The sequence below is a fragment of the Streptomyces luteogriseus genome (genome assembly GCF_014205055.1).
Lineage (GTDB): Bacteria > Actinomycetota > Actinomycetes > Streptomycetales > Streptomycetaceae > Streptomyces > Streptomyces luteogriseus.
Window position 1 is genome coordinate 6,089,071 of record NZ_JACHMS010000001.1, and the last position, 21,924, is coordinate 6,110,994.

Here is a 21,924-nt window from a genome sequence, read left to right on the forward strand (position 1 = left end):
CATCTACGTACTATTACCGGCCAGCTTTCGTCGATTCGCAGGTCGCACCACCATCACGGGGGAGTTTCATGCGTCATTTCGGGCACGTCGCCCCTGAGGTGCGCAAGCGCCTCTTCCATCGCGAGCCGAGCGCGTTCACCCCGGACTCCCCGGCCCGGCTGCTCGCCGCCGCCCTCGGCGCCACGCTGTACAGCCCGGCCACGCGGCCGCGCCTCGCCGACGACGTCCTCAAGCAGGCCGGGCGCGGGGTGGTCTCGATGGTGCTGTGCCTGGAGGACTCGATCGACGACGCGGACGTCGGCCCCGGCGAGGAGAACCTCGTCCGCCAGCTCACGACCCTGGACGAGCTCCCGGACGCCGATCTGCCCCTGCTGTTCATCCGGGTCCGCACCCCCGAGCAGATACCCGACCTGGTGCGCCGTCTCGGCCCCGCCGTCCGGCAGCTCTCCGGATTCGTCCTGCCCAAGTTCACCGAGGAACGCGGCATCCCCTTCCTCGAGGCCCTGGCCACCGCCGAGGCCGATAGCGGCCGGCGCCTTTTCGCCATGCCGGTGCTGGAGTCCCCGGAGCTGCTCTACCGGGAGTCACGCGTGGAGACCCTGGAGGGCATCTCCCGCGCGATCGACAAGTACCGCGACCGCGTGCTCGCCCTGCGCCTCGGCGTGACGGACTTCTGCTCCTCCTACGGGCTGCGCAGGGGCCCCGACATGACGGCCTACGACGTGCAGATCGTCGCCTCCGTGATCGCCGACGTGGTGAACATGCTGGGCCGCGCCGACGGGACCGGCTTCACCGTGACCGGGCCGGTGTGGGAGTACTTCCGGGTCCAGGAGCGCATGTTCAAGCCGCAGCTGCGGCAGAGCCCCTTCCTTGAGGTGCAGGCCGCGGAACTGCGCGAGAAGCTGATTGAGCACGCCATGGACGGCCTGCTGAGGGAGATCTCCCTGGACCATGCCAACGGCCTGCTGGGCAAGACCTGCATCCACCCCTCGCACGTGCTGCCGGTGCACGCCCTGTCCGTCGTCAGCCACGAGGAGTTCTCGGACGCCCAGGACATCCTGCGGCCCGAGCGCGGGGGCGGGGGTGTGCTGAGATCGGCGTACACGAACAAGATGAACGAGGTGAAGCCGCACCGGGCCTGGGCCGAGCGGACCCTGCTGCGGGCCGAGGTTTTCGGCGTGGCGAACCAGGACATCGGCTTCGTGGAACTGCTGGCGGCGGGTCTGCCGGGCTGACGGCACGACGCAAGGGATCCATGGAGAAGGCTGAGCAGGCAGTGAACGAGGGGGAACATCAGGTGAGCGACGAGGCCGACCGCGTCTGGTCCGGCAGCTGGGTCGCCGAGCGGCTCGGCGTCGAGCTCGTCGGCGACGACCGGCTGACCGGCCTGCTGGGGCTGGCGCTGCGCCGCAACCCCAAGCGGGCCCATCTGCTGGTGTCGAACGTGCTGGGCAAGCACGTGCCCCAGTCGCCGTCCGTCGTCTACGGCTACGGCGTCGAGCTCGGCCGCCGCGTGCGGGAGCTGCTGGGCGCCGAGGAGGCGGGCAGGGCCGTCGTCCTCGGCTACGCGGAGACCGCGACGGGCCTCGGCCACTCCGTCGCCGACGGGCTCGGCCTCGCCCCCTACCTGCACTCCACCCGCCGCCCGGTCGCCGGTGTCGCGGCGGCCGGGGGCTTCGAGGAGGCCCACTCCCACGCGACCTCGCACCTGCTGCTCCCGGAGGATCCCGCGCTGCTCGGGGGTGACGGACCGCTGGTCCTGGTCGACGACGAGTTCTCCACGGGGAACACGGTGCTGAACACCGTGCGCGATCTTCATGCGCGCTATCCGCGGCGGAGGTATGTCGTGGTGGCGCTGGTGGACATGCGGTCCGCCGCCGATACGGGGCGGCTGGAGGAGTTCGCGCGGGAGATCGGTGCGCGGGTCGATCTCGTGGCTGCGGCTTCGGGGACTGTGCGGCTGCCCGAGGGGGTGCTGGAGAAGGGGCAGGAGCTGGTGGCGCGGTTCGAGTCGAAGAGCGCGTCCGAGAGTGTGGCGGAGGGTTCGCCGGCGGGTGCGGGGCCGTCGTGGCCGGTCGCGCAGTTCCCCGCGCCCCCGAACGGCCGCGTTGCCCCCCTGGGGGCGCGGGGAACTGCGCGGACAGCCCCCACCGGCCCGCACCCGGACGAGGGCCGGATAGACCTGCACTGGCCCGCCGGCCTCCCCGACGGCGGGCGACACGGGTTCACCCCCGCACATCGGGAGCTCCTGGAGAACGCCCTCCCCGCGATGGCCCGCCGCCTGGCGGACGCGCTGCCTCACAACGCCCGCCGCGTGCACATCCTCGGCTTCGAGGAGCTGATGTACGCCCCGCTCAGGCTCGCCCATGAGCTGGAGCGGAGCGCCGACGTCGAGGTCCGCTACTCCACCACCACCCGCTCACCCGTCCTGGCCGTCGACGACCCCGGCTACGCGATACGCACCCGTCTCGCCTTCCCCGCCCACGACGACCCCGCCGACGGCCCCGGCGAGCGGTACGCCTACAACGTCGCCGGCGCCGGATTCGACGCCGTCGTCGTGGTGGTCGACTCGGCCGGGGACACCCCCGCGCTGCACGCGCCCGACGGTCTGCTGGCCCGCCTCGCCGCGCACACGCCGCGGGTCCTGCTCGCCGTCATACCGTCGTACGCCCCCGAAAGGCCCTCCATGCTGCCCGAGCCCCTCCGCGGCCCCGCTTTCTCCTCGTACGCGCCCGAGGAGGTCGGCTGGCTGCTCCAGGACCTCTCGGACGTGACGCTGGAGGCGCCGACCGAGGAGCGCGAGGAGGCGATCCAGAGCGGCGGCGCGCACTACGCGGAGTCGCTGCCCGTGGAGTACCAGCCGAGCGAGCAGTACCAGGAGCTGTTCCACGCCGCGCTGGAGGACTCGGCGGCCCGTATCGCCCAGGCGGTCGGCGTCGTCACCGAGATGGTCCTCGCCGAGCGGTCCCCGCGCCCCGTGCTGGTCTCCCTGGCACGTGCCGGCACCCCCGTCGGCATCCTGATGCGGCGCTGGGCCCAGCACCGGCACGGCCTGGACCTGCCGCACTACGCGGTGTCGATCGTCCGCGGCCGGGGGATCGACGCCAACGCGCTGCGCTGGCTCGCCCTGCACCACGACCCCCGGGACGTCGTCTTCGTCGACGGCTGGACCGGCAAGGGCGCCATCACCCGCGAACTCGCCCAGGCCCTGGAGGAGTTCGGGAAGTCCGACGGCATCACCGGCTTCGACCCCGAGATCGCCGTCCTGGCCGACCCGGGCTCCTGCGTCCGGACCTACGGCACCCGCGAGGACTTCCTCATCCCCTCCGCCTGCCTCAACTCCACCGTCTCCGGCCTGATCTCGCGGACCGTGCTGCGCGCCGACCTGGTCGGCCCGGACGACTTCCACGGCGCGAAGTTCTACCGCGAACTCGCCGGCACCGACGTCTCGGTGGCCTTCCTGGACGCCGTCTCCGCCCGCTTCCCCGAGGTCGCCGACGCCGCCTGCGCCCAGGCCAAGGAACTGCTCGCGGCCGACCGCTCACCCACCTGGGAGGGCTGGGCCGCCGTCGAGCGCATCAGCGAGGAGTACGCCATCCACGACGTGAACCTCGTCAAGCCCGGCGTCGGCGAGACCACCCGGGTCATGCTGCGCCGCGTGCCCTGGAAGGTCCTGGCACGCGCCGGGGCGGGCAGCGACCTCGACCATGTGCGCCTGCTGGCCGAGCAGCGCGGGGTGCCCGTGGAGGAGGTCGACGGACTGCCCTACACCTGCGTCGGCCTGATCCACCCGAAGTACACCCGGGGCGCGACCGGCGCCGACGGCAAGGCGGTGTCGGTCTGATGCCCGTCCTCGTCGCCAGCGACCTCGATCGCACCCTGATCTACTCCGCCGCCGCCCTGGCGCTCACCATGCCGGACGCGCGGGCGCCCCGGCTGCTGTGCGTGGAGGTGCACGAGAGCAAGCCGCTGTCGTACATGACGGAGACGGCGGCCCGGCTCCTCACCGAGCTGGGCGACGCGGCCGTGTTCGTGCCCACCACGACCCGGACGCGCAAGCAGTACCAGCGCATCAACCTGCCGGGCCCGGAGCCCGCGTACGCGATCTGCGCGAACGGCGGCCATCTGCTGGTCGACGGCGTCTCCGACCCCGACTGGCACGCCAGGGTCACCGCACGGCTGGCCGACGAGTGCGCACCGCTGGCCGAGGTGCAGGAGCACCTGCTGAGGGCCGCCGACCCGGTCTGGGTGCGCAAGCACCGCGTCGCCGACGACCTCTTCGCCTATCTCGTCGTCGAGCGCGAACTGCTCGACGAGGACTGGGTGAAGGAACTCGCGGTGTGGGCGGAGAACCGCGGCTGGACCGTGTCCCTCCAGGGCCGCAAGATCTACGCCGTTCCCAAGCCGCTCACCAAGAGCGCGGCGATGCGGGAGGTCGCGCGGCGGACCGGGGCCGATCTCACGCTCGCCGCGGGTGACTCCCTGCTCGACACCGACCTGCTGCTCGCGGCGGACCAGGGCTGGCGGCCGGGGCACGGGGAGCTGGCCGACGCGGGCTTCACGGCTCCCTCGCTCAGGGTGCTTCCCGACCGGGGTGTCCTCGCCGGGGAGCGGATCCTGCGGGAGTTTCTGGAGGCAGTTGAGGGCGCCTGAGCGTTCGGGTGTCCTGGTCGTGGTGCGGGTGCGGCGCCGTCGTGGCCGGTCGCGCAGTTCCCCGCGCCCCTTGAGGGCGTCGCAGGAGTCGTACGGCGATAAAGGCCACCACCGCCACCGCCGCCACGGCGAGGACCACCTTCGAGTACGTGGAGACGATGTCCGAGACCTGGTGCCAGTTCGCGCCGAGGAAGTAGCCCGCGAGGACGAACACCGTGTTCCAGATGGCGCTGCCCAGGGTGGTCAGGCCGAGGAACACCGGCAGGCGCATCCGCTCGACACCCGCGGGCACCGAGATCAGGCTGCGGAAGATCGGGATCATCCGGCCGAAGAACACGGCCTTGGTGCCGTGCTTCAGGAACCAGGCCTCGGTCTTCTCGATGTCCGAGACCTTCACCAGGGGCAGCCGGGCCGCGATCGCCACCGTCCGGTCACGGCCGAGCAGCGCGCCGACTCCGTACAGCGCGAGCGCGCCGATCACCGAGCCGGCCGTCGTCCACAGCAGGACGGCGAGCAGGCTCATCCGGCCGCTGCTCGCGGCGAACCCGGCGAGGGGCAGGATCACCTCGCTGGGCAGCGGCGGGAACAGGTTCTCCAGGGCGATGGCGAGACCGGCTCCCGGCGCGCCCAGCGCGTCCATCAGGTCGTTGACCCACTGCGGCCCGGCGTCCGCTGCGATGGCTGTCATGCCACCACGCTAGGAAACCGAAGCTGAAGGGTTCCTGAGGAAACCCGGGGGAGGGCGTCAGCCGCAGCAGCCGCCTCCGCAGCAGCCGCCCCCGCCGCCGCTCGCACGGGGTGCCGACGACGGGGCGGAGGCGGAGCCGCCGACCGCGACCGTGGAGAGGAGCTTCACGGTGTCGTCGTGGCCCGAGGGGCAGGCCGCGGGGTCGGAGGACTCGGCCATGGGACGGCTCAGTTCGAAGGTGTCGCCGCAGGTCCGGCAGCGGTACTCGTAGCGAGGCATGCGGACAGATTAATCCGCGCCGGCGTAAATGCCGCCTTTCGCGGACCCCGCCCGACCATTGTTGCCGTACCGGTGTGGAGGACATGTAAAGGCCGCTGATAACTTTCGAACGCGCGAGGAGCCGTACAGGCGGGGGATGACGAGGGGTCGCTGCCGTCGACCACTGCAGCCAAGACCTTCCGCGCGAGCACCACCGTCAGGGGGAGGGAGACACAGCCGTGTCGAAGGCTGGGCGGGAACCGGACGAGACCATGCAGTTGAAGGTCCCCGACTCCGTGGCCGCGGACGAGACCATGATGTTGCGCGTCGTCGGGGCGGCCTCGACCGACCGGGGGGACACGGCGGCCGACGCGGTGAAGGACGGGAGCGCATCGGACGGATCGCGTCGGCGGCGCAGGGCCCCCCGGCCCTCCCCCCTGACCCGTCTCAACGCCACGGCCCCCGGGCTGGCCCGGCTCGCCACCCGCGTCGCGGCCGAGGCCCGCCGCCTGCGGCCCCGCTACCCGCACGCCGACCGCACCGGCTGGCGCCGCTGGGCGCCCTCCTGGCGGCAGTGGCTGGGTGCCGCCGCGACGCTCACCGGCCTGAGCGTCGTCCTCCTGGGCTCGGCCTACGCCGCCACCGACATACCGGAGAACCTCAACACCTACGCCACCCAGCAGGACAACGTCTACTTCTGGTCCGACGGGACGCCCATGGCCCGCACCGGCTGGGTGCGGCGGCAGGCGATGCCCCTGAAGGACATACCCGAGGACGTCCGCGGGGCCGTGCTGGCGGCGGAGAACGCGAGCTTCTACAGCGACCCCGGCATATCCTTCAGCGGCCTCACCCGCGCCGTGTGGCGCACCCTCGGCCAGGGGGATACCCAGGGCGGCTCCACCATCACCCAGCAGTACGTCAAGAACGTCTACCTCAACCAGGACCGCTCGGTGGGCCGCAAGTTCACCGAGGCGATGCTCGCCCTCAAGCTCGACAACGAGATGAGCAAGGACGACATCCTCGAGGGCTACCTCAACACCAGCTGGTTCGGCCGCGGCACCTACGGCATCCAGCGGGCCGCCCAGGCCTACTACGGCAAGGACGTCGGCGAACTCGACGCAGGCGAGGCCGCCTTCCTCGCCTCCCTCCTCAAGGGCGCCGGGCTCTACGACCCGGCCCTGAGCAAGGCCAACCACGCCCGGGCGGTGGAGCGCTGGTCCTGGATCCTCGACCGCATGGTCGACACCGGCGCGCTGACGAAGGCCGAGCGCGCCCGCTACAAGGAGTTCCCCGAGCCGCTGAAGCGGGCGCCCGGGTTCGACACCGGCAAGCAGAGCGACTACCTCGTGGAACTGGCCGCCCAGTACGCCAAGAAGGCGGCGCACCTCTCGGAGCGGGAGTACGACCTCGGCGGCTACCAGATCTACACGACCTTCGACCGCAAGCAGGAGACCGCGCTCACCGACGCCGTGGACAAGGCCCGCAAGAAGGCGCGCAAGGGCGACCCGGCCAAGGCGAAGTCCCTGCACTTCGGCGCCTCCTCGGTGGCCACCGACGGGCGCATCCTCGCCGTCCACGGCGGCCCCGACCACCGCGAGCAGGGCTACAACGAGTCGAACGCGACCACCGTCCCCGCCGGTTCGGCCTTCCTGCCGTTCGTCTACGCCGCCGCCCTGGAACACGGCGTGCACCCGACCCGCGACGGAGCCGCCGCCGAGGTCACCCCCCAGACGCTGTACGACGGGGACGACGGCATCGCCGTCAGGACGCCCGAGGGCCCCTACTGGGACCGCGGCGGCAAGCAGGTCACCTCCCACAACGACGGCCGGAAGTCCTACGGGCGGATCGGCCTGGGCCGGGCGCTCGCCCTGTCGGTGAACACGCCGTTCATGCAGCTCGGCATGGACACCGGCCTGGACAAGGTGCGGGACACCGCCCAGCGGGCGGGCCTGCTCCCCTCCAGCTTCGGCCCGCAGGTGCCCGCGATGTCGCTGGGCAGTGCCACGCCCAGCGCGATCCGCATGGCGAGCGGATACGCCACATTCGCAGCCGCGGGCAAGCACGTCGAGCCGTACTCGGTGGCCCGGATCACCCGTAACGGCTCCAAGGTTCCGCTCACCAGGCCCGGGTCCCGTCGGGCGATGAAGGCGAGCGTGGCCGGGGCGGTCCAGTCCGCCCTCACGGACGCCTTCCGCACCGCCCGCCCGGGGGCGGTCACGACCGCCCCGGTGGCCGGGAAGGCCGGCACCACGCAGAACGACACCGCCGCCTGGTACGTCGGCACGGCCAACTCCGTGTCGACGGCCGTGGTGGCCTACCGCATCGACCTCACCAAGAGCCTCGAACCCCTGCCACTGGACGGGATCGCGGGCTCCCCCGGCGACAGCGTCCCGTACCGCATCTGGTCCGGTGCCCGCGGCATCGGCTGACCCCCGAGTCCGGCACCGCCGCCCCCTACCGCTTTTCCCCCCCTCGCAGAATGAGCCGCGTATGAAACAGCCGTCCGGCCGCCGCCGCCGACCCCGCGCATCGCGCCGCACCACACCCCCGGGGGTGCTGACGCTCGCGGCCCTCCTCGTCGTCGCGTCCCTGGTCGGGGGCTATCTGGCCCTGACCCGCTCGGACCCCACCGCGCCGACCGCCTCCTCCGGGGCCCGCAAGGGGGCCTCCCCGAAGCCGGACCAGGAGCCCCGGTGGGACGGCCGGACGAAGGTCCTCGGGGACGGCTCCACCTCCTACACCGGCCCGCAGAAGGGGCAGTTGAAGCCGGTACCGCTCAAGCCGGGCCAGAAGCCACCCCAGTTCGTGGTCTTCTCCTGGGACGGCGCGCTGCAGGGCGACGACGGGCTCTTCTCGCACTACCGGGAGCTGGCCGCCGAGTACGACGCCCACATGACCTTCTTCCTCACCGGCATCTACCTGCTGCCCAAGGCCAAGAAGGAGCTCTACTCCCCGCCCCAGCACACCAAGGGCTCGGCGGCCATCAGCTTCGCCACCGACGAGCACATCCGCACCACCCTGGAGCAACTCGGCAAGGCGTGGCAGGGCGGCAACGAGATCGGCACCCACTTCAACGGCCACTTCTGCGGCGAGAAGGGCGGCGGCGACTGGAGCGTCGCGGAGTGGAAGAGCGAGATCGACCAGTTCTACGCGTTCACCGAGAAGTGGAAGACCAACACCGGCTTCCAGGACGTCGACCCGCTGCCGTTCGACATCAGGAAGGAGGTCACCGGCGGGCGGGCGCCCTGCCTGGAAGGCCAGAAGAACCTGCTGAAGGCCGCCAAGGACTACAAGTGGCGCTACGACGCCAGCTCCGCGGGCGACTTCCAGATATGGCCCGTCAAGAAGGACGGCATCTGGGACTTCCCGCTGCAGATGCTCCCGTACGAGGGCGGCAAGTACCAGGGCCTCTCGATGGACTTCAACTTCCTCTACAACCAGTCCGAGGGCGAGACCGAGGGCGACCCGGCGAAGTACCCCGAGTGGGAGCAGGAGACCGTCGCCTCCTACATGTCCGGCTTCAACCGCGTGTACTACGGCAGCCGGGCCCCGCTGTTCATCGGCAACCACTTCGAGGACTGGAACGGCGGCATCTACATGCGGGCCGTCGACCAGGTCGTCAAGGACATCTGCACGAAGAAGGACGTCAAGTGCGTGTCCTTCAGGGAACTGGCCGACTGGCTCGACGTGCAGAAGCCCGAGACCCTCCAGCGGCTGCGCGGCCTGGACCCGGCGCAGTCGCCCGACTGGTCCACCGTCGTGAAGTGATCAGGTCCGAAAGTAACCCGCGCAACACCCTTCACAGCAGCCGCACATTCCATGCAAAGATCTGCTACCCCGGCAACCCTTTGGCCGGGGCAAGAGGGGAAACACCAGTGAAATCAAGGAAACTGAGCGGGACGCGGCGTCGCGTCACGATACTCGGGGCCGCGGCGACCTCGGTCGTCGCGGGAGTCGCCCTGCTGCCCAACTGGAGCGCGGGCGCGGCCGTCAGCGACGATCCGACGGTGGACGCGCGGACCAAGGCCACCTTCCAGCGGCTGGCGGACGCGGTCTTCACCGACCGCACCAACGCCCTGGTCGACGGCGGGCGGGCCGACGCGGACAAGCCGCTGACCGACGGCTTCTCCGGCGACGTCGCGCTGTCCTCCGGCACGGCCCGCACCGAGGACGCCACCCTGTCCGAGCTGGGGCAGCGCAAGGAGCAGTTGGCGAAGGCCGGCGAGACGTACGGCAAGGCCAGCACCACCGTCACCCTGAACGCCACGCGCGTGACGGGCCGTACGGCCAAGGCGGACGTCACCGAGACCACGACGCTGACCTACGCCCGGGCTCGCGGCAACGCGCCCAAGACCACCGGCTTCCAGGCCCGGCACGAGCTGACCTTCAAGGCCGACCGGCAGGGCGACTGGCGGCTGACCGGCATCCGCGACACCGACCAGGGCGGTCTCGCGGTGAACACGCTCTCCAAGCCGGCCCCGGTCAAGGCGACCACCGCCGCCGACAACACCACGCCGAACGCCCCGCGCGCGGCGATCACCCGCAACCCGGCCGCCGCCCCCAAGACCGCCACGACGTACGACTACAAGGCCATGGCGGCCTACGCCGAGAAGTACTGGAACGTCTACAACAAGGACTACCCGGACTTCAGCGGGCACGGCGCCGGCGGCGACTGCACCAACTTCGTCAGCCAGTCCCTGAAGGCGGGCGGCTGGAAGCACGCCCCCGGCTACGTGTACGACTACACCAAGTGGTTCGGCAACGCCGACATCCAGTCCGACTCCTTCGTCGGCGTCAACGAGTGGTCCTGGTTCGCCCAGAACTCCAAGCGGACCACGCCGCTCGCCAACGTCTTCCAGATGGAGGTCGGCGACGTCCTCCAGATGGACTTCGACCGGGACGGGTCCAAGGACCACACGATGATCGTCACGTACAAGAGCGGCGGTGTGCCGTACGTGACCTACCACTCCAACAACACCCTCCGCAGGTCGGTGGCGAGCCTCGTCGCGTCGTACCCGAACGCGTACTACTACGCCTACCGCACCTGAGACCGGGCGGGGGCCGGGCTCAGTGTCCGGCCCCGCGCTCCTCGCGGATCTCGGAGACCACGTGGGCCACTGACCGGCGGACCGCTTCCGTCTCCGTGAGGAAGTGCCAGTAGTCGGGGTGGCGGCCCTCCAGGGTGGCGACGGCGCGGTCCAGGCGGGCCACGGCGTCGTCCAGGGGGCGGGCGTGGCGCGGGTCGGGGGTGTTGCGGCCGGCCATGGCGAGGCGCTGGGCGTCGCGGATGGCGAAGCGGGTGCGGTCGATCTCCTGCTGGGGGTCCTTCTGCACGGCGTTCAGCCGGTGCAGCCGGTCACCGGCGGCCGAGACGGCCTCGTCGATGCCGTTCAGCAGGGCCCGTACGGTCGACAGCAGGGCCGTGGCGTCGGCCCAGCGCTGTGCGCCGCGGGCGGTCTGGGCCTCGGCCAGTTTCGCCTCGGCCTGGCGGACGTTCTCTGCGGCGGCGTCGGGGACGTGCTGCAGGTCCTGCCAGCAGGCCGCGGCGAAGCGGCGGCGCAGTTCGCTCAGGGTCGGTTCGACCTGCTCGGAGCGGGTGGTGAGGGCTTGGGCGCGGGTGCGCAGGGAGACGAGGCGGTGGTCGATCTCGGCGGCGCGGTCCGGCAGCCGCTCGGCCTCGACGCGGACCGCCTCCGCCTCGCGGGTGACCCGCTCGGCGCGCTCCAGGGTCTGCGGGACGCCGTGCTGTCCGGCGCCCTGGTTCAGCTTGGTGAGCTCCGGGGAGAGGGCGGCGAGCCGGGCGGCGAGGTCGTCCGCCGTCAGACCGGACGCCCGGACGGAGTCGAGGGCGTTGGAGGCGGCGAGCAGGGCCTGGCGGGCCCGTTCGACCGCGGGGGCCAGGCGGGCCAGCTGCGTCTCGGCCTTGCCGAGGAGGGGGCCGAGACCGTCGGTGAACCGGTCGAGCTCCTGCTTGACCCGGCCGAGCTCCTCCTTGGCGGCGGTCAGCTCACTGCGGGCGCGGGAGGCGGCGGAGGCCTCCAGGTCGTCCCGGTCCAGGTCGTGGGCGTCGACGGCGTTGATGTAGCGGTGGCTGGCCTCGTCGATGCGGTTGCCGAGGGCGTCGAAGTCGGCGACCGCGCGCCGGGCTGCGGGGGAGTCGTCGACGGCGGTGATCGTCTCGATCGAGATGCGCAGGTCGCGCTGGGCGGTGTCGAGCTCGTAGAAGGCCGCGGCGGCGGCGTCCTTCGCCGCCTGGGCCTCGGCCCGCTGGTTCTCGGCCCGGCCGCCGAACCAGCGCCGGGTGCCCCCGCCCGCGAAGGCGGCGGGCAGGGCCAGCGCGGCCAGCAGCGGAAGCCCGACCAGGGTGAGTGTGTCGCGGAGCGGGCCGGGGGTGCGGGGGATACGGCGGCGCGCACGATGTGCGCGCGGCACCGACGGCGAGTCCGGCTGTCCTGGTGTCGCCGTCACATCCCTCTCCCGTGCTGTCATCCACCCTGCCCGGTGTCATTCTCCCACCGGTTGAGGACGAACACACGGGCCGGTCAGTTCGCTGTTCGCACCGTCACTTTGCCGTCGCCGGTGTGGGCGGACACCACGTGGGCGCTGGTTTCGTCGCGGGGCACGGACACATCGACGCCGCCGTCACCGGTCTCGGTGGTCACGCGGTAGGTGGCCCGGGGCACCGCGATGGTCACGGAGCCGTCGCCGCTGCGGGACTCGACGCGGTCCGGTACGACGCCGAGTTCGAGACGGACGGAGCCGTCGCCGGTGTGGGTGCGGACGTCGCGGGAGGAGACGTCCGCCCGGATGGAACCGTCGCCGGTGCGCAGGTCCAGGGGGCCGGTGCTGTCGGTGACGCGGACGGAGCCGTCGCCCGTGCGGATGCCGAGGGAGTCCCGGAAGCCCCGGGCGCGGACGCTGCCGTCGCCGTCCTCGACCTTCACGGTGATGCCGCGGGGCACCTCGATGCGGTGCCTGGCCGAGCAGTCGGCGACGATGCCGGAGCACTTCAGACGCAGCTTCAGGCGGTCGTCCCGCATGGCCCAGGTGACCTCGGGTTCGTTGCCGACGACGACCGACCCCTTGAACCAGCGGGTCACCTCGACCTTGCCCGCGGGGTTGTCGCCGGCGGCGACGATCTCCAGCGCGGAGTCGTCGGAGTCGACGGTGAGGGTGCGGCCCTGGAGGCCGAAGGACCGGTGGTCGGGGTCCGTGTCGTCCCCGGCGGACGCGCCGCAGGCGCTGAGCCCGGCGACGAGCACCGCGACGGCACCGACGAGGGCGAAGGTGCGGGCGGTGGCGGTGCGTGTGGTCATGACGATCTCCCCCTGGACGGACGACGGGCGCTCTGGGGCGCTCTACGACCGTATGGATCCGGGGCCCGCAGGGGGATCCGGGCCACTCCCGGATGAGAGGTGGGGTTAACCCCAGCCGCGGCCCCGCCACGGCCCCGTGAAACGGGTTTGCGGGACCGTGCCCCGGGCCATGTAGGCTGTCGACTCGTCCTGGGCGTACGGCCCGGGATCCGGGGTGCGTAGCTCAGGGGTAGAGCGCCTGCCTTACAAGCAGGATGTCGGCGGTTCGAAACCGTCCGCGCCCACCACACCGATCCATACGGCGGAGGCCCTCCAGGGATGTTCCTGGAGGGCCTCCGCCGTCGGTGCCCGCGGGCTGGGATCAGTAGTTCGCGTTGGCGAGGAGCTCCCCGTCCTTGTCGTACACCGTGACGAGGCCGTTCTTCGACTCGTAGCAGGAGGTGAACGCGGAGGCGATCAGTTTGCCCTCGCCCTGGTGGGGGCCCATCAGGCCGCCGCTGAAGTCGGTGAAGACCTCCGCCGCGTCGAGGATGTCGTTGCGCTTGTCCGCGCCGGTCACCTTCGTGACGTGTCCGACCGCGGCCTTCTCCGTCGCCGTGCCGTTCTTGGCGACGCAGTCCCTGAACTGCTCGGCCTGGGGCTTCTCCTCGGCCGCCCCGGCCTTCTCGGCGCTGTCGCCCCCGGGCTTGCCGTCGGCGGCGACGGCCTTGTCCTTGTTGGAGGTGTCGCCGCTGTCGTCGCCTCCGCCACCCGTGGCGACGGCTGCGATGACGAAGAGGGCGAGGACGCCCGCGCAGCCGAGGCCCGCGATCTTGCCCACGCCGCGCTTCTTGGGCGGCTGGGGTGCCGGGGCGCCGTAACCGGGCTGCGGCGGGTGGGGCTGGGTCGGCTGCTGCGGGTACTGCTGGCTCATGGGTCTCCCTCGGGATCACTCGTGTCGTGCGTACGACCTGCCGGGGGAGCCGCGTGGTTGTAGAAGCCTGGACGAGTTCACCTGATGGGGGTACGGCCGGTCGCACATCCGGCGGCGACCCGTACGCGCGTGCACCCCGGGTCGATGCCGGAGCCGGGCCGTTCTCTACGATGAGCGGGTGGACAGCCCCGGGCAGCGTACTCAGCGAACCGTCGTGCGGCGGTGGCATGTGCTGTGTGTGCTGGGGCTGTTGGTGGGGCTGCTGGGGATGCACGGGCTGGCGCCCGGTGGTGGTCTGCCCCGGCAGGGCCATGGGGAGCAGGCGCACGCAGCGCAGGCGGCCGTGGAGCGGACCCATGGGTCCGCGGCCCATGAGCCCGAGACCCACGTCGTGCACTGCGGGCACTGCGGTGACGGGCATGTCCAGCACGCCGATGCGACCTGTGCGTCGGGGGCCGTGGCCGGGGGGCCGCTGGTGCCGCCGCTCGTTCCCGACCCGGTCCCCGTGGGCGAGGGGGAGAGCGCCGTTCGGGCGTATGCCGTCGTGAATACGGAGGGTGCCCGGGCCCCGCCTTCCCTCTCCGAGCTTCAGCTTCTGCGGATCTAGACACCACGCGTCACGCCGGCCGGTGCCGACCGGCGGCGGTGTGGCGCCCCCTCGTGTCCGGGATTGCCAGTCCTCGCAGAAGCAGGAGTTCACACATGAGCAGCAGCATTCGTACCCTGGCGCGCCGCGCCGCCCTGGTGGCGGCCACGGGCGCCGCGGCCCTCGTCCTCGCCGCGTGCGGCGGTGACGGTGCCGACCGGCCCGCGGGCGGTGCCGGGCACGGCGACGCCGGCAGCCACGCCCCCGCCGGAAGCCCGTCGCCCGCCGGCGCCCACAACCCCCAGGACGTGGCCTTCGCGCAGGGCATGATCCCGCACCACCGGCAGGCGCTGGAGATGGCGCGGCTGGCCGCGGACCGGGCCTCCTCCGGGACGGTCAAGGACCTCGCGAGGCGGATCGAGAAGGCGCAGGACCCGGAGATCCGGACCATGAGCGGTTGGCTGAAGACCTGGGGCGAGAAGGTCCCGGAGGGGACCGGAGCCGGCGGCATGGACCACTCCGCGTCGGGTCACTCCGGCATGCCCGGCATGATGGGCGGCGAGGACATGGCCGCGCTGGAGAAGCTGACGGGCAAGGCGTTCGACGTCCAGTTCCTGACCATGATGGTCGAGCACCACGAGGGGGCCGTGGAGATGGCCGGGACCGAGCAGAAAAAGGGCCGTCACACCGCCGCCAAGGCCATGGCCGACGACATCGTCACCGCCCAGAACGCCGAGATCAGCGAGATGAACAAGCTCCTCGGCAAGAGCGAGAGCAAGAGCTGACCTGACGGCCGGGCGTCACGGGGTTCCGTCGGTCTTCTCCGGCGGAACCCCGTGCGCGTGCTTCAGCTGCGAGCGGGCCGCCACTCGGTCGGAGCCTGCGAGCTCGGACCAGTAGCGGTGCGTGCTCACGAACACCGCGAGCTCGTGCTCGCGCTGCCGGAGCTTCTCCACCTCGGCCTGTTCGTCGGCGGTCCAGCCGGGGGAGGCGGGGCGTTCCACCTTGCGCCAGCCGTTGTCGTCGCTGAAGCCGTCCAGCGGCACCACCGACCAGGGCAGCCGCTTCAGCAGGGCCGACAGCTCGGCCCGGACCTGATGGAGTTCCTCCTGACCGGCCAGGAGGTCACTCGGAAAGTCATAGGTCGTAGCCACGCCCCAATGATACGCCTGTTCGAATTTGGCAGGCGAGTTCCTTCCTGGGGTTCAGGCGAACGGGTGTACCTCGTCCACGACCCGGGCCGCCACCGGGGCCGGGATCCCGTGCCGTTCGGCCGCGCGGAGCAACGCCCCGCCGATGGCGTCCAGTTCGAGCGGCCGGCCGGCCTCGGCGTCGCGCTGCATCGAGGACTTCGTCGCCGGCGGGAAGGCGTCGTAGCGGGCGAGGGCCCCGGCCGGGTCCGCCGGGCCGCCGCACGCCCGGCTGATGGCGGCCGTCTCCTCCACCAGGGCGGTCAGCTCGTCGCGGTGGTGGGTGCGGACGTCACCGAGAGGGAGGCCGTAGCGCGTGGTCAGCAGGGCGAACGGCGCCAGGAACGACATCTTCGCCCACAGGGCCGCCGTCTCGTCCTCCAGGACGCGGGTGGCCGGACCGGCCGCGGCGAAGGCTCCGGCGAGGGCGTCGAGGAGGGTCCGGGGCACGTCCGTGCCGGTCAGGTCGATCTCCGCGAAGGGGCTGCCGTGTTCGATGACGCCCGGCGCGACCCGGGTGGACTCGACGCGGATCACGGCGGGGGCCACCCGGTCGGGCCGGTAGCGGGCGCGCAGGGCGGCCGGATGCTCGACGCCGTTCAGGAACGGCACGAGGAGCCCATCGGACAGCACCGGGGCGGGAACGCGCGCCAGGGCGGCGTCGAGGGCGGTGTGCTTCACGGTGATCAGGCACGCGTCGACCGGTTCGCGCAGCTCGGTGTCGGCCTCGACGCGGGCGGTGAAGTCGCCGAAGCGGGCGCTGCGGACCTGGATGCCGTCGGTGCGCAGGGCCTCGGCGGTCTTCTCGCCGGACAGGCAGATCACGCGATGGCCGGCGCGTGAGAGCAGGGCGGCGAGCAGGCCGCCCACGCCGCCGGGGCCCAGGACGGCCACGCCGAGTTCGTTCGCCACGAGGAGTTCCTCTCGTCGGTCGGCCCCGGGATGGTGGCCGCCTCGGACGATCATGGCAGGCATCGCTGTCGTACGAGGGCCGGACGGGTGAGACTGGGGGCATGTGCCGGAGTATCAAGACGCTGCGCCCGCCCGCGATGCCCGAAGAGGCGACCGAGGCCGACGTGCGCGCTGCCGCCCTGCAGTACGTGCGGAAGGTGTCGGGCTTCCGCGCCCCCGCCGCTCACAACCAGGAGGTGTTCGACCGCGCCGTGGAGGCCGTCGCGCAGGCCACGGCCGAGTTGCTGGACGGTCTGGAGGTCCGCGGGGCCGGGGCGCGGAAGGCGAGCTGAGGGGGCGGACACCCCCGGGGGCGCCCCTGGACATCCCCGACACCCCCACCTCAGACATCCCAGGGCTGGTCAGATGGCCCCGGGGGCCGGCCTCAGACCGCCAGTTCGGGCTGCGGTTCGGGCCTCGGGGCGGGTGCGGGCTCCGCCTCCCACAGCCTGGTGGTCCGCCGGTAGCCGTAGACCACCGAGGCCATGGCCAGCAGGAGGAGGGGGCCGGATATCCACGGGTACGCGGCCATCTCCAGCGGCACGAAGCGGTAGGACGCCAGCAGCACCGCGAAGACGACCGTCCCGTAGCCGATGAGCCGGAGACCTGCCCGGTCCCAGCCGCGGTCGTACGTGCGCAGCCCTGCCTCGACCGTGTACGCGAACACCACACCGGCGATGAGGTCCACGCCGTAGTGCCAGCCGAATCCCAGTGTGGCGGCGAGGGTCGCCACCAGCCAGAACGTGCCGGCGTAACGCAGGGCGCGCGGCCCCTTGCGGGAGTGGATGAAGATCGTGGTCGCCCAGGCCGTGTGCAGGCTGGGCATGCAGTTGCGCGGGGTGATCTCGTCGAACGGCATCGCGTACGGGGTGATGACCGGCGGCAGGGTGTCCGGCCACAGGTTGGCCGCCGCCCAGTGCCCGCCCTCGGGGCCGTAGGCGAACATCGGCCCGACCACGGGGTAGATCATGTAGAAGGCCGGTCCGAGCAGGCCGATCAGCAGGAAGGTGCGCACCAGGTGGTGGCGCGGGAAGCGCCGCTCGGCCGCCACGTTGCGCAGCTGGTACAGCGCCACGCAGACCGCTGCCACGGCGAGCTGCGCGTACACGTAGTCGAGGGCGTGCTCGCCGACCGGGCCGCTCGCCCGCAGGAGCCGGCCCGCCAGCCACGACGGGTTGCCCAGCGCGTGATCGGCCATGGCGACGTACGGGTCGAGGGTGAGCGGGCGGGTCTTCGAGGTGATCAGCAGCCAGGTGTCACCGGTCTTGCGGCCGGTCACCAGCAGCAGGCCGAGCCCTACGCCCTTCAGCATCAGGACGCGCTCGGGGCCGGTGCGCCGGGTGAGGGCGATGACCGCGAGGCCGAGGATCACCCACAGCGCGCCGTTGCCGAACGGGTGGCCCTCGTCGGGATAGGTGCCGGTCGCCCACCGCACCAGCAGGAAGGCGAGGTCGATGCCCATCGCGGTGCCCAGGGCGATGAGCCGTTGCCGCCAGGTGAGCACCACCATCGTCAGCGCCAGGCTCGCGTACAGCAGGAACCCGGACTTCGGCGCGTGGATCACCTCGCGGGCCTGTGCGGTGATCGGCCCCTGGAAGCCGAAGTGGTGCGCGGTGATCTGGAGCGCGACGAGGAATCCGAGAGTGATCACGCCTGCCGCGACCCACAGCAGCCCCCGGGGGTGCCGCCTCGCGGCGAGCGCGATCCGTCTCGTCGGGGAGTCCTTCCGCGACGCCGTGGTGGTCATGTCCCCCGCTTCCAGGTCCGGGTGATCGTGGTGGTGGGCCGGAGCCCGTGCTACGACGTCCGCGGCTCGCGCCGCATCAAGAACGCCGCCCCCGCCCCCGCGCCGAACAGCGCCCCCACCGACACCGCCGCCGCCAGCCAGCTCGCGCCCAGCCAGTGGGCGCCGAACCAGCCGAGGGCGACGCTGTACACGGCCCAGGTGAAGCCGGCCAGGGCCGACCAGGGCAGGAAGTCGCGGGCGCGACGGTGGGCGGCGCCCGCGCCGAGGGAGACCACCGAGCGGCCGGCGGGTGCGAAACGGGCGAGGACGACGAGGGCGCCGCCGCCCTGGGCGAGGGCCGCGCCGAGCCGTTCCTGTGCGGTGGTCAGGCGCCGGGAACGGGAGATCACCCGGTCCAGACGGGCCCCGCCGCGCCAGGCGAGGCGGTAGGCGACCAGGTCGCCCAGGACGGAGGCGGTGGCCGCGCAGAGGGTCAGGGCGAGGATGTCGGGCACGTCGGTCGCCGTGCCCGCTGCCGCCGCCGTGGCCGCCGTGATCACCAGGACGCCGCTGGGCAGCACCGGCAGGAACACGTCGAGCAGGACGGACAAGGCCACCACCGCGTAGATCCATGGGCTGCCGATCGGCAGCCCCACTTGCTCCAGCACCGCAACTCCCCGTGGCTCCCCCGTGGGCCAGACCGTGCCGCGGTGGCGCGGGGGAGCGGCAGGAGTGGCCATGACAGCCATAGAGCGTACGCCTGGGGTGTGACGGGCGGTTCACGGGGGGCTCATACGTTCGGTGTGGACTGTTCACCTCGTCGCGGCTCGTCCGGCTTTGTCGGTATATGGGCGAGCGTCGCCGTCGACGCCCTGATCGAGGGCCCGTACGGACGGAACGGCGCCTCCCCCCGAGGGGAAGGCGCCGCTGGGCGTTCGACGGGCCAGGCAGCTCAGGCCGCCACCGGCGTCTGGTCCGCGGAGCGCCGGTCTTGGGTCGAGGTGCGCTTGGCCAGCAGCCGGTCCAGGCCGAACGCGCCGGAGCCCGTGAAGATCAGCAGGAACATGGCCCAGCAGTACATCGCCGCACCTTCGCCGCTGTTCTCGATCGGCCACAGGCCCTGGGGCTGGTGGACCTTGAAGTACGCGTACGCCATCGCCCCGGAGGAGATGAACGCCGCTATGCGGGTGCCGAGACCCAGGAGCACCAGGATGCCGCCGACGAGTTCGATGACGGCCGCGTACCAGTTCGGCCAGGCGCCGGTCGAGGCGGTGCCGCCCTTTCCGTCCACGCCGCCGAGGACGCCGAAGAGGGCGACGGCGCCGTGGCAGGCGAACAGCAGGCCGACGACGATCCGGAACAGGCCGAGCGCGTACGGCTGGGCGCCGTTGAGGCGAGCGGTCATGTGGGGGGTCACTCCTTCGGTTGGCCGGCCCTGGGGAGGCCGGTCGGGGACGGATACCGCGGAGTAGCCCACGTTAGGTGCGCCTAATTGATGCTTGCAAGTTCAACATTTGGCCACTGCTTTGCCTCCCGTTGAGGCTCGGTGTCGGGTTCAGCCGCACGTAGAACGGCTCTCGCCACCGCATCCGCGTCCGAAAGCGTGACCGAATCCACCCCTGGGCGGGCTCCCGCGGCGGTCACCCAGTGGACGCCTTCTGTCGGCACGCCGAACGCGAACCGCCTTGTGTGTGCAACTCCTTGACGATCCATCAGCCGATAGGGCCGCGCTGTGACATCCAACCCCCCTGTCTCGTAACCGTCCACGACGTGCGGTCGGCACTGCCCCCTCCGGAGCAGACCGGCCAGGAGGTCGTCGGCGGTGTGCCGCAGGTCGGGCTCCGGCAGGCGGGCCTCTATGAGGGTTTTCACACGGACCGGCGGTCCCGGCACGTCGGGGGAGTGCGCCGCCCAGCCCCCGTTCTCCTCCGTCACCCGTAGCCGCGGCCCGAGCACCCGCACCACCCCCGCCTCCACCAGCGCCACGAGCTCCTCGATGCGGCGGCGCGGCGGGCCGATCGAGAGGAACGCGTTGAGCGGGGTGTACCAACGGTCCAGGTGATCGCGGCGGGACGCGCCGCAGAGGCCGCCGTGGTCGACGATCAGCCGGAGTTCGTTGCGCAGGTCGCGCAGCACGTCCAGGGCCGCCTTCAGGGGGCCGTGCACATTGCCCAGGGCGGCCTGGGCGGCGTCCTCGCGCAGATACGACAGCAGCCAGTCGCGCCACTCGCCGGAATGCGCGAAGTCCCGTCCCGCGTAAGGGCGGGAGACCCGCTCCCAGCACCAGCGCTCACTGTCCGGCACCCCGAACTCCTCCAGCAGCGGCGCCTCCAGGGGATCGCCGTGCGGGACGGCGAGGAAGCGCTCGGTGAACTCCCGCTCCCGCCCCGGCTCTTGTCTCCGCTCCGGCTCCCGCTCACGCTTCGGCTTCCGCTCCGGCTCCGGCCCCGGCTCCGCGCGGGACGCGGCCCGCCGGATCAGCGCGCCGTAGTAGACCGTCTCCACCTCCTTCGCCACCAACGGCCATATCTCCGTGAGGAAATCGGGCGCCTCTCCGGAGTCCGCGCGCTTGCGGAACCCGGCGATCACCTCCGGGGTGAGGGCGAGCGGGACGTGCCGGCCGTAGGGCCCCTTCGCGTTGTCGCCTCGTGCCTGGTACGGGACGCCGCGCCGTGAACCGGCGAAGAGCCGCGGCTCACGGCCGGATGGGAGGTAGCGCAGGCCCTCGTCGTCCCGGACGAAACGGCCGCCCCGGCCGGTCGTCAGCAGGGCCGTGTGGTCGAAGAAGTTGAGGCCGAGGCCGCGCAGCAGGACGGGTTCGCCCGGGGGGACGGGCGACAGGTCGACGTCGGCCGGGTTCGCGGGCGGGACGTGGCGCAGGCCGTGCCGCGCGGCGTGGGCCGCGGGCCGCAGCAGGTCCGGGCCGGCGGTCCTCGGCAGGTGCCCTTGGGCCAGCACCACCGCGGACAGGCCGGTCAGGGTGCGGCCGTCGTCGAGGGTGAGGGTCTGGCGGCCGCCGGGAGCGTCGTCGAGCCGTACAGCGCGTGCCCGGTGTGTCTCGACCCGTACCTCCGGCGGCGCCTGCCGCACGACCTCGGCGAACACCCACTCCAGATAGCGGCCGTAGTCGGCCCGGGCCGGGTACTCGTCCGGGCCCAGCCTGCCGCCCGCCCACTCGTGCAGGCTCGGGCCGGGGCGGATCGGGCCCGAGCAGTCCACGCTGTCGTCGGTGAACAGGGTCACCTGGCAGGCCACGGTGTTCATCAGCAGCTCGGGCGACTGGGCGGTGCGCCAGACACGGCCAGGGCCGGGCGGGTCCGGGTCGATCACATGGACCGTCAGCCGGGCACCGGACGGCAGGAGTTCGGGGGCGGAGGCGCACAGGCGTTCCAGGACGCTGGTGCCGCGCGGTCCCGCGCCGACCAGGGCTACGGAGACGCGCGCGGGTCTCGCGGCCGGTCCGGGACCCTCGGACGGTACGGATGCCTCGGTTTCGGGCGGCGCAGACAAGGGTGGTACTCCCGGGCGTGTGGGGCGCGTGTCGGCGGTCCGCCGGAATGGAAGCGGACGGTCCGCCTCATCATGCCGTCGCCGGGCGAGGTAACGGAGGCTCGTGGGGAAGGATTGACGGTCGCTGTGGGAT

At 72.1% G+C, this 21,924-nt stretch carries 20 protein-coding genes and 1 tRNA gene; 10 read left to right on the forward strand and 11 right to left on the reverse strand.

Going from position 1 to position 21,924, the window contains the following annotated elements:
• Positions 1–68: 68 nt before the first annotated feature.
• From BJ965_RS27005 to BJ965_RS27015, 3 genes are read left to right on the forward strand one after another with little or no spacing between them, the layout of a single operon-like run.
• Entirely contained in the window at positions 69–1,235 is a 1,167-nt protein-coding gene (locus tag BJ965_RS27005; protein ID WP_184911799.1) for an HpcH/HpaI aldolase/citrate lyase family protein, read from the forward strand.
• Positions 1,236–1,255: 20 nt separating this feature from the next.
• Complete coding sequence (locus BJ965_RS27010; protein ID WP_221513227.1) at positions 1,256–3,844, forward strand: phosphoribosyltransferase; 2,589 nt, start codon at positions 1,256–1,258, stop codon at positions 3,842–3,844.
• Entirely contained in the window at positions 3,844–4,653 is an 810-nt protein-coding gene (locus BJ965_RS27015) for an HAD family hydrolase (RefSeq protein ID WP_184911801.1), read from the forward strand. The genes BJ965_RS27010 and BJ965_RS27015 overlap by 1 nt, the downstream gene beginning before the upstream one ends.
• On the opposite strand, the gene BJ965_RS27020 is transcribed toward BJ965_RS27015, so the two are convergent.
• Together BJ965_RS27020 and BJ965_RS27025 are read right to left on the reverse strand one after the other, a co-directional pair.
• Positions 4,574–5,341 (reverse strand): DedA family protein, encoded by a 768-nt coding sequence (locus tag BJ965_RS27020; protein WP_184911802.1) that lies wholly within the window; start codon positions 5,339–5,341, stop codon positions 4,574–4,576. The two genes, BJ965_RS27015 and BJ965_RS27020, sit on opposite strands and share 80 nt — an antisense overlap.
• A 57-nt stretch (positions 5,342–5,398) precedes the next feature.
• On the reverse strand, positions 5,399–5,620 hold the full coding sequence (locus tag BJ965_RS27025) for an FmdB family zinc ribbon protein (RefSeq protein ID WP_184911803.1): 222 nt from the start codon (positions 5,618–5,620) through the stop codon (positions 5,399–5,401).
• Between the two features lie 251 nt (positions 5,621–5,871).
• Between BJ965_RS27025 and BJ965_RS27030 the strand changes: the two genes are divergently transcribed.
• From BJ965_RS27030 to BJ965_RS27040, 3 genes are all read left to right on the forward strand, one after another.
• Positions 5,872–8,028: a transglycosylase domain-containing protein gene (locus BJ965_RS27030; RefSeq protein ID WP_184917595.1), complete on the forward strand. Its 2,157-nt coding sequence runs from the start codon at positions 5,872–5,874 to the stop codon at positions 8,026–8,028.
• 61 nt (positions 8,029–8,089) lie between these two features.
• Entirely contained in the window at positions 8,090–9,367 is a 1,278-nt protein-coding gene (locus BJ965_RS27035; RefSeq protein ID WP_184911805.1) for a hypothetical protein, read from the forward strand.
• 107 nt (positions 9,368–9,474) lie between these two features.
• On the forward strand, positions 9,475–10,647 hold the full coding sequence (locus BJ965_RS27040; protein WP_184911808.1) for an amidase domain-containing protein: 1,173 nt from the start codon (positions 9,475–9,477) through the stop codon (positions 10,645–10,647).
• Between the two features lie 19 nt (positions 10,648–10,666).
• Here the strand turns inward: BJ965_RS27040 and BJ965_RS27045 are convergent, their stop codons facing one another.
• Together BJ965_RS27045 and BJ965_RS27050 are read right to left on the reverse strand one after the other, a co-directional pair.
• Positions 10,667–12,067: a hypothetical protein gene (locus BJ965_RS27045; RefSeq protein WP_184911811.1), complete on the reverse strand. Its 1,401-nt coding sequence runs from the start codon at positions 12,065–12,067 to the stop codon at positions 10,667–10,669.
• A gap of 74 nt (positions 12,068–12,141) precedes the next feature.
• On the reverse strand, positions 12,142–12,915 hold the full coding sequence (locus BJ965_RS27050; protein WP_184911813.1) for a DUF4097 family beta strand repeat-containing protein: 774 nt from the start codon (positions 12,913–12,915) through the stop codon (positions 12,142–12,144).
• A gap of 212 nt (positions 12,916–13,127) precedes the next feature.
• On the opposite strand from BJ965_RS27050, the gene BJ965_RS27055 reads away from it, so the two are divergent.
• Positions 13,128–13,202, forward strand: a tRNA-Val gene (locus BJ965_RS27055).
• A 74-nt stretch (positions 13,203–13,276) separates the two neighbouring features.
• On the opposite strand, the gene BJ965_RS27060 is transcribed toward BJ965_RS27055, so the two are convergent.
• Entirely contained in the window at positions 13,277–13,828 is a 552-nt protein-coding gene (locus tag BJ965_RS27060) for a hypothetical protein (protein ID WP_184911815.1), read from the reverse strand.
• Between the two features lie 178 nt (positions 13,829–14,006).
• Between BJ965_RS27060 and BJ965_RS27065 the strand changes: the two genes are divergently transcribed.
• On the forward strand, positions 14,007–14,435 hold the full coding sequence (locus BJ965_RS27065; protein ID WP_313667098.1) for a DUF6153 family protein: 429 nt from the start codon (positions 14,007–14,009) through the stop codon (positions 14,433–14,435).
• A gap of 95 nt (positions 14,436–14,530) precedes the next feature.
• Positions 14,531–15,199 (forward strand): DUF305 domain-containing protein, encoded by a 669-nt coding sequence (locus BJ965_RS27070; RefSeq protein ID WP_184911817.1) that lies wholly within the window; start codon positions 14,531–14,533, stop codon positions 15,197–15,199.
• Between the two features lie 15 nt (positions 15,200–15,214).
• On the opposite strand, the gene BJ965_RS27075 is transcribed toward BJ965_RS27070, so the two are convergent.
• Together BJ965_RS27075 and BJ965_RS27080 are read right to left on the reverse strand one after the other, a co-directional pair.
• A complete protein-coding gene (locus BJ965_RS27075; RefSeq protein WP_184911820.1) occupies positions 15,215–15,568 on the reverse strand; it encodes a hypothetical protein in 354 nt (117 codons plus the stop codon).
• 51 nt (positions 15,569–15,619) lie between these two features.
• Complete coding sequence (locus tag BJ965_RS27080) at positions 15,620–16,516, reverse strand: ketopantoate reductase family protein (protein WP_313667099.1); 897 nt, start codon at positions 16,514–16,516, stop codon at positions 15,620–15,622.
• A 101-nt stretch (positions 16,517–16,617) separates the two neighbouring features.
• Here BJ965_RS27080 and BJ965_RS27085 point away from each other — a divergent pair, with 101 nt between their 5' ends.
• Positions 16,618–16,848: a DUF2277 domain-containing protein gene (locus tag BJ965_RS27085; protein WP_030836998.1), complete on the forward strand. Its 231-nt coding sequence runs from the start codon at positions 16,618–16,620 to the stop codon at positions 16,846–16,848.
• 92 nt (positions 16,849–16,940) lie between these two features.
• Here BJ965_RS27085 and BJ965_RS27090 read toward each other — a convergent pair whose 3' ends face one another.
• From BJ965_RS27090 to BJ965_RS27105, 4 genes are all read right to left on the reverse strand, one after another.
• Entirely contained in the window at positions 16,941–18,302 is a 1,362-nt protein-coding gene (locus BJ965_RS27090; RefSeq protein WP_184911822.1) for a phosphatase PAP2 family protein, read from the reverse strand.
• A gap of 50 nt (positions 18,303–18,352) precedes the next feature.
• Positions 18,353–18,949 (reverse strand): DedA family protein, encoded by a 597-nt coding sequence (locus BJ965_RS27095; RefSeq protein WP_184911825.1) that lies wholly within the window; start codon positions 18,947–18,949, stop codon positions 18,353–18,355.
• 284 nt (positions 18,950–19,233) lie between these two features.
• Positions 19,234–19,686, reverse strand: coding sequence for a DoxX family protein (locus BJ965_RS27100; RefSeq protein WP_184911828.1), 453 nt, complete (start codon positions 19,684–19,686; stop codon positions 19,234–19,236).
• A gap of 83 nt (positions 19,687–19,769) precedes the next feature.
• Positions 19,770–21,707: an FAD/NAD(P)-binding protein gene (locus BJ965_RS27105; protein WP_246548283.1), complete on the reverse strand. Its 1,938-nt coding sequence runs from the start codon at positions 21,705–21,707 to the stop codon at positions 19,770–19,772.
• Positions 21,708–21,924: the final 217 nt, after the last annotated feature.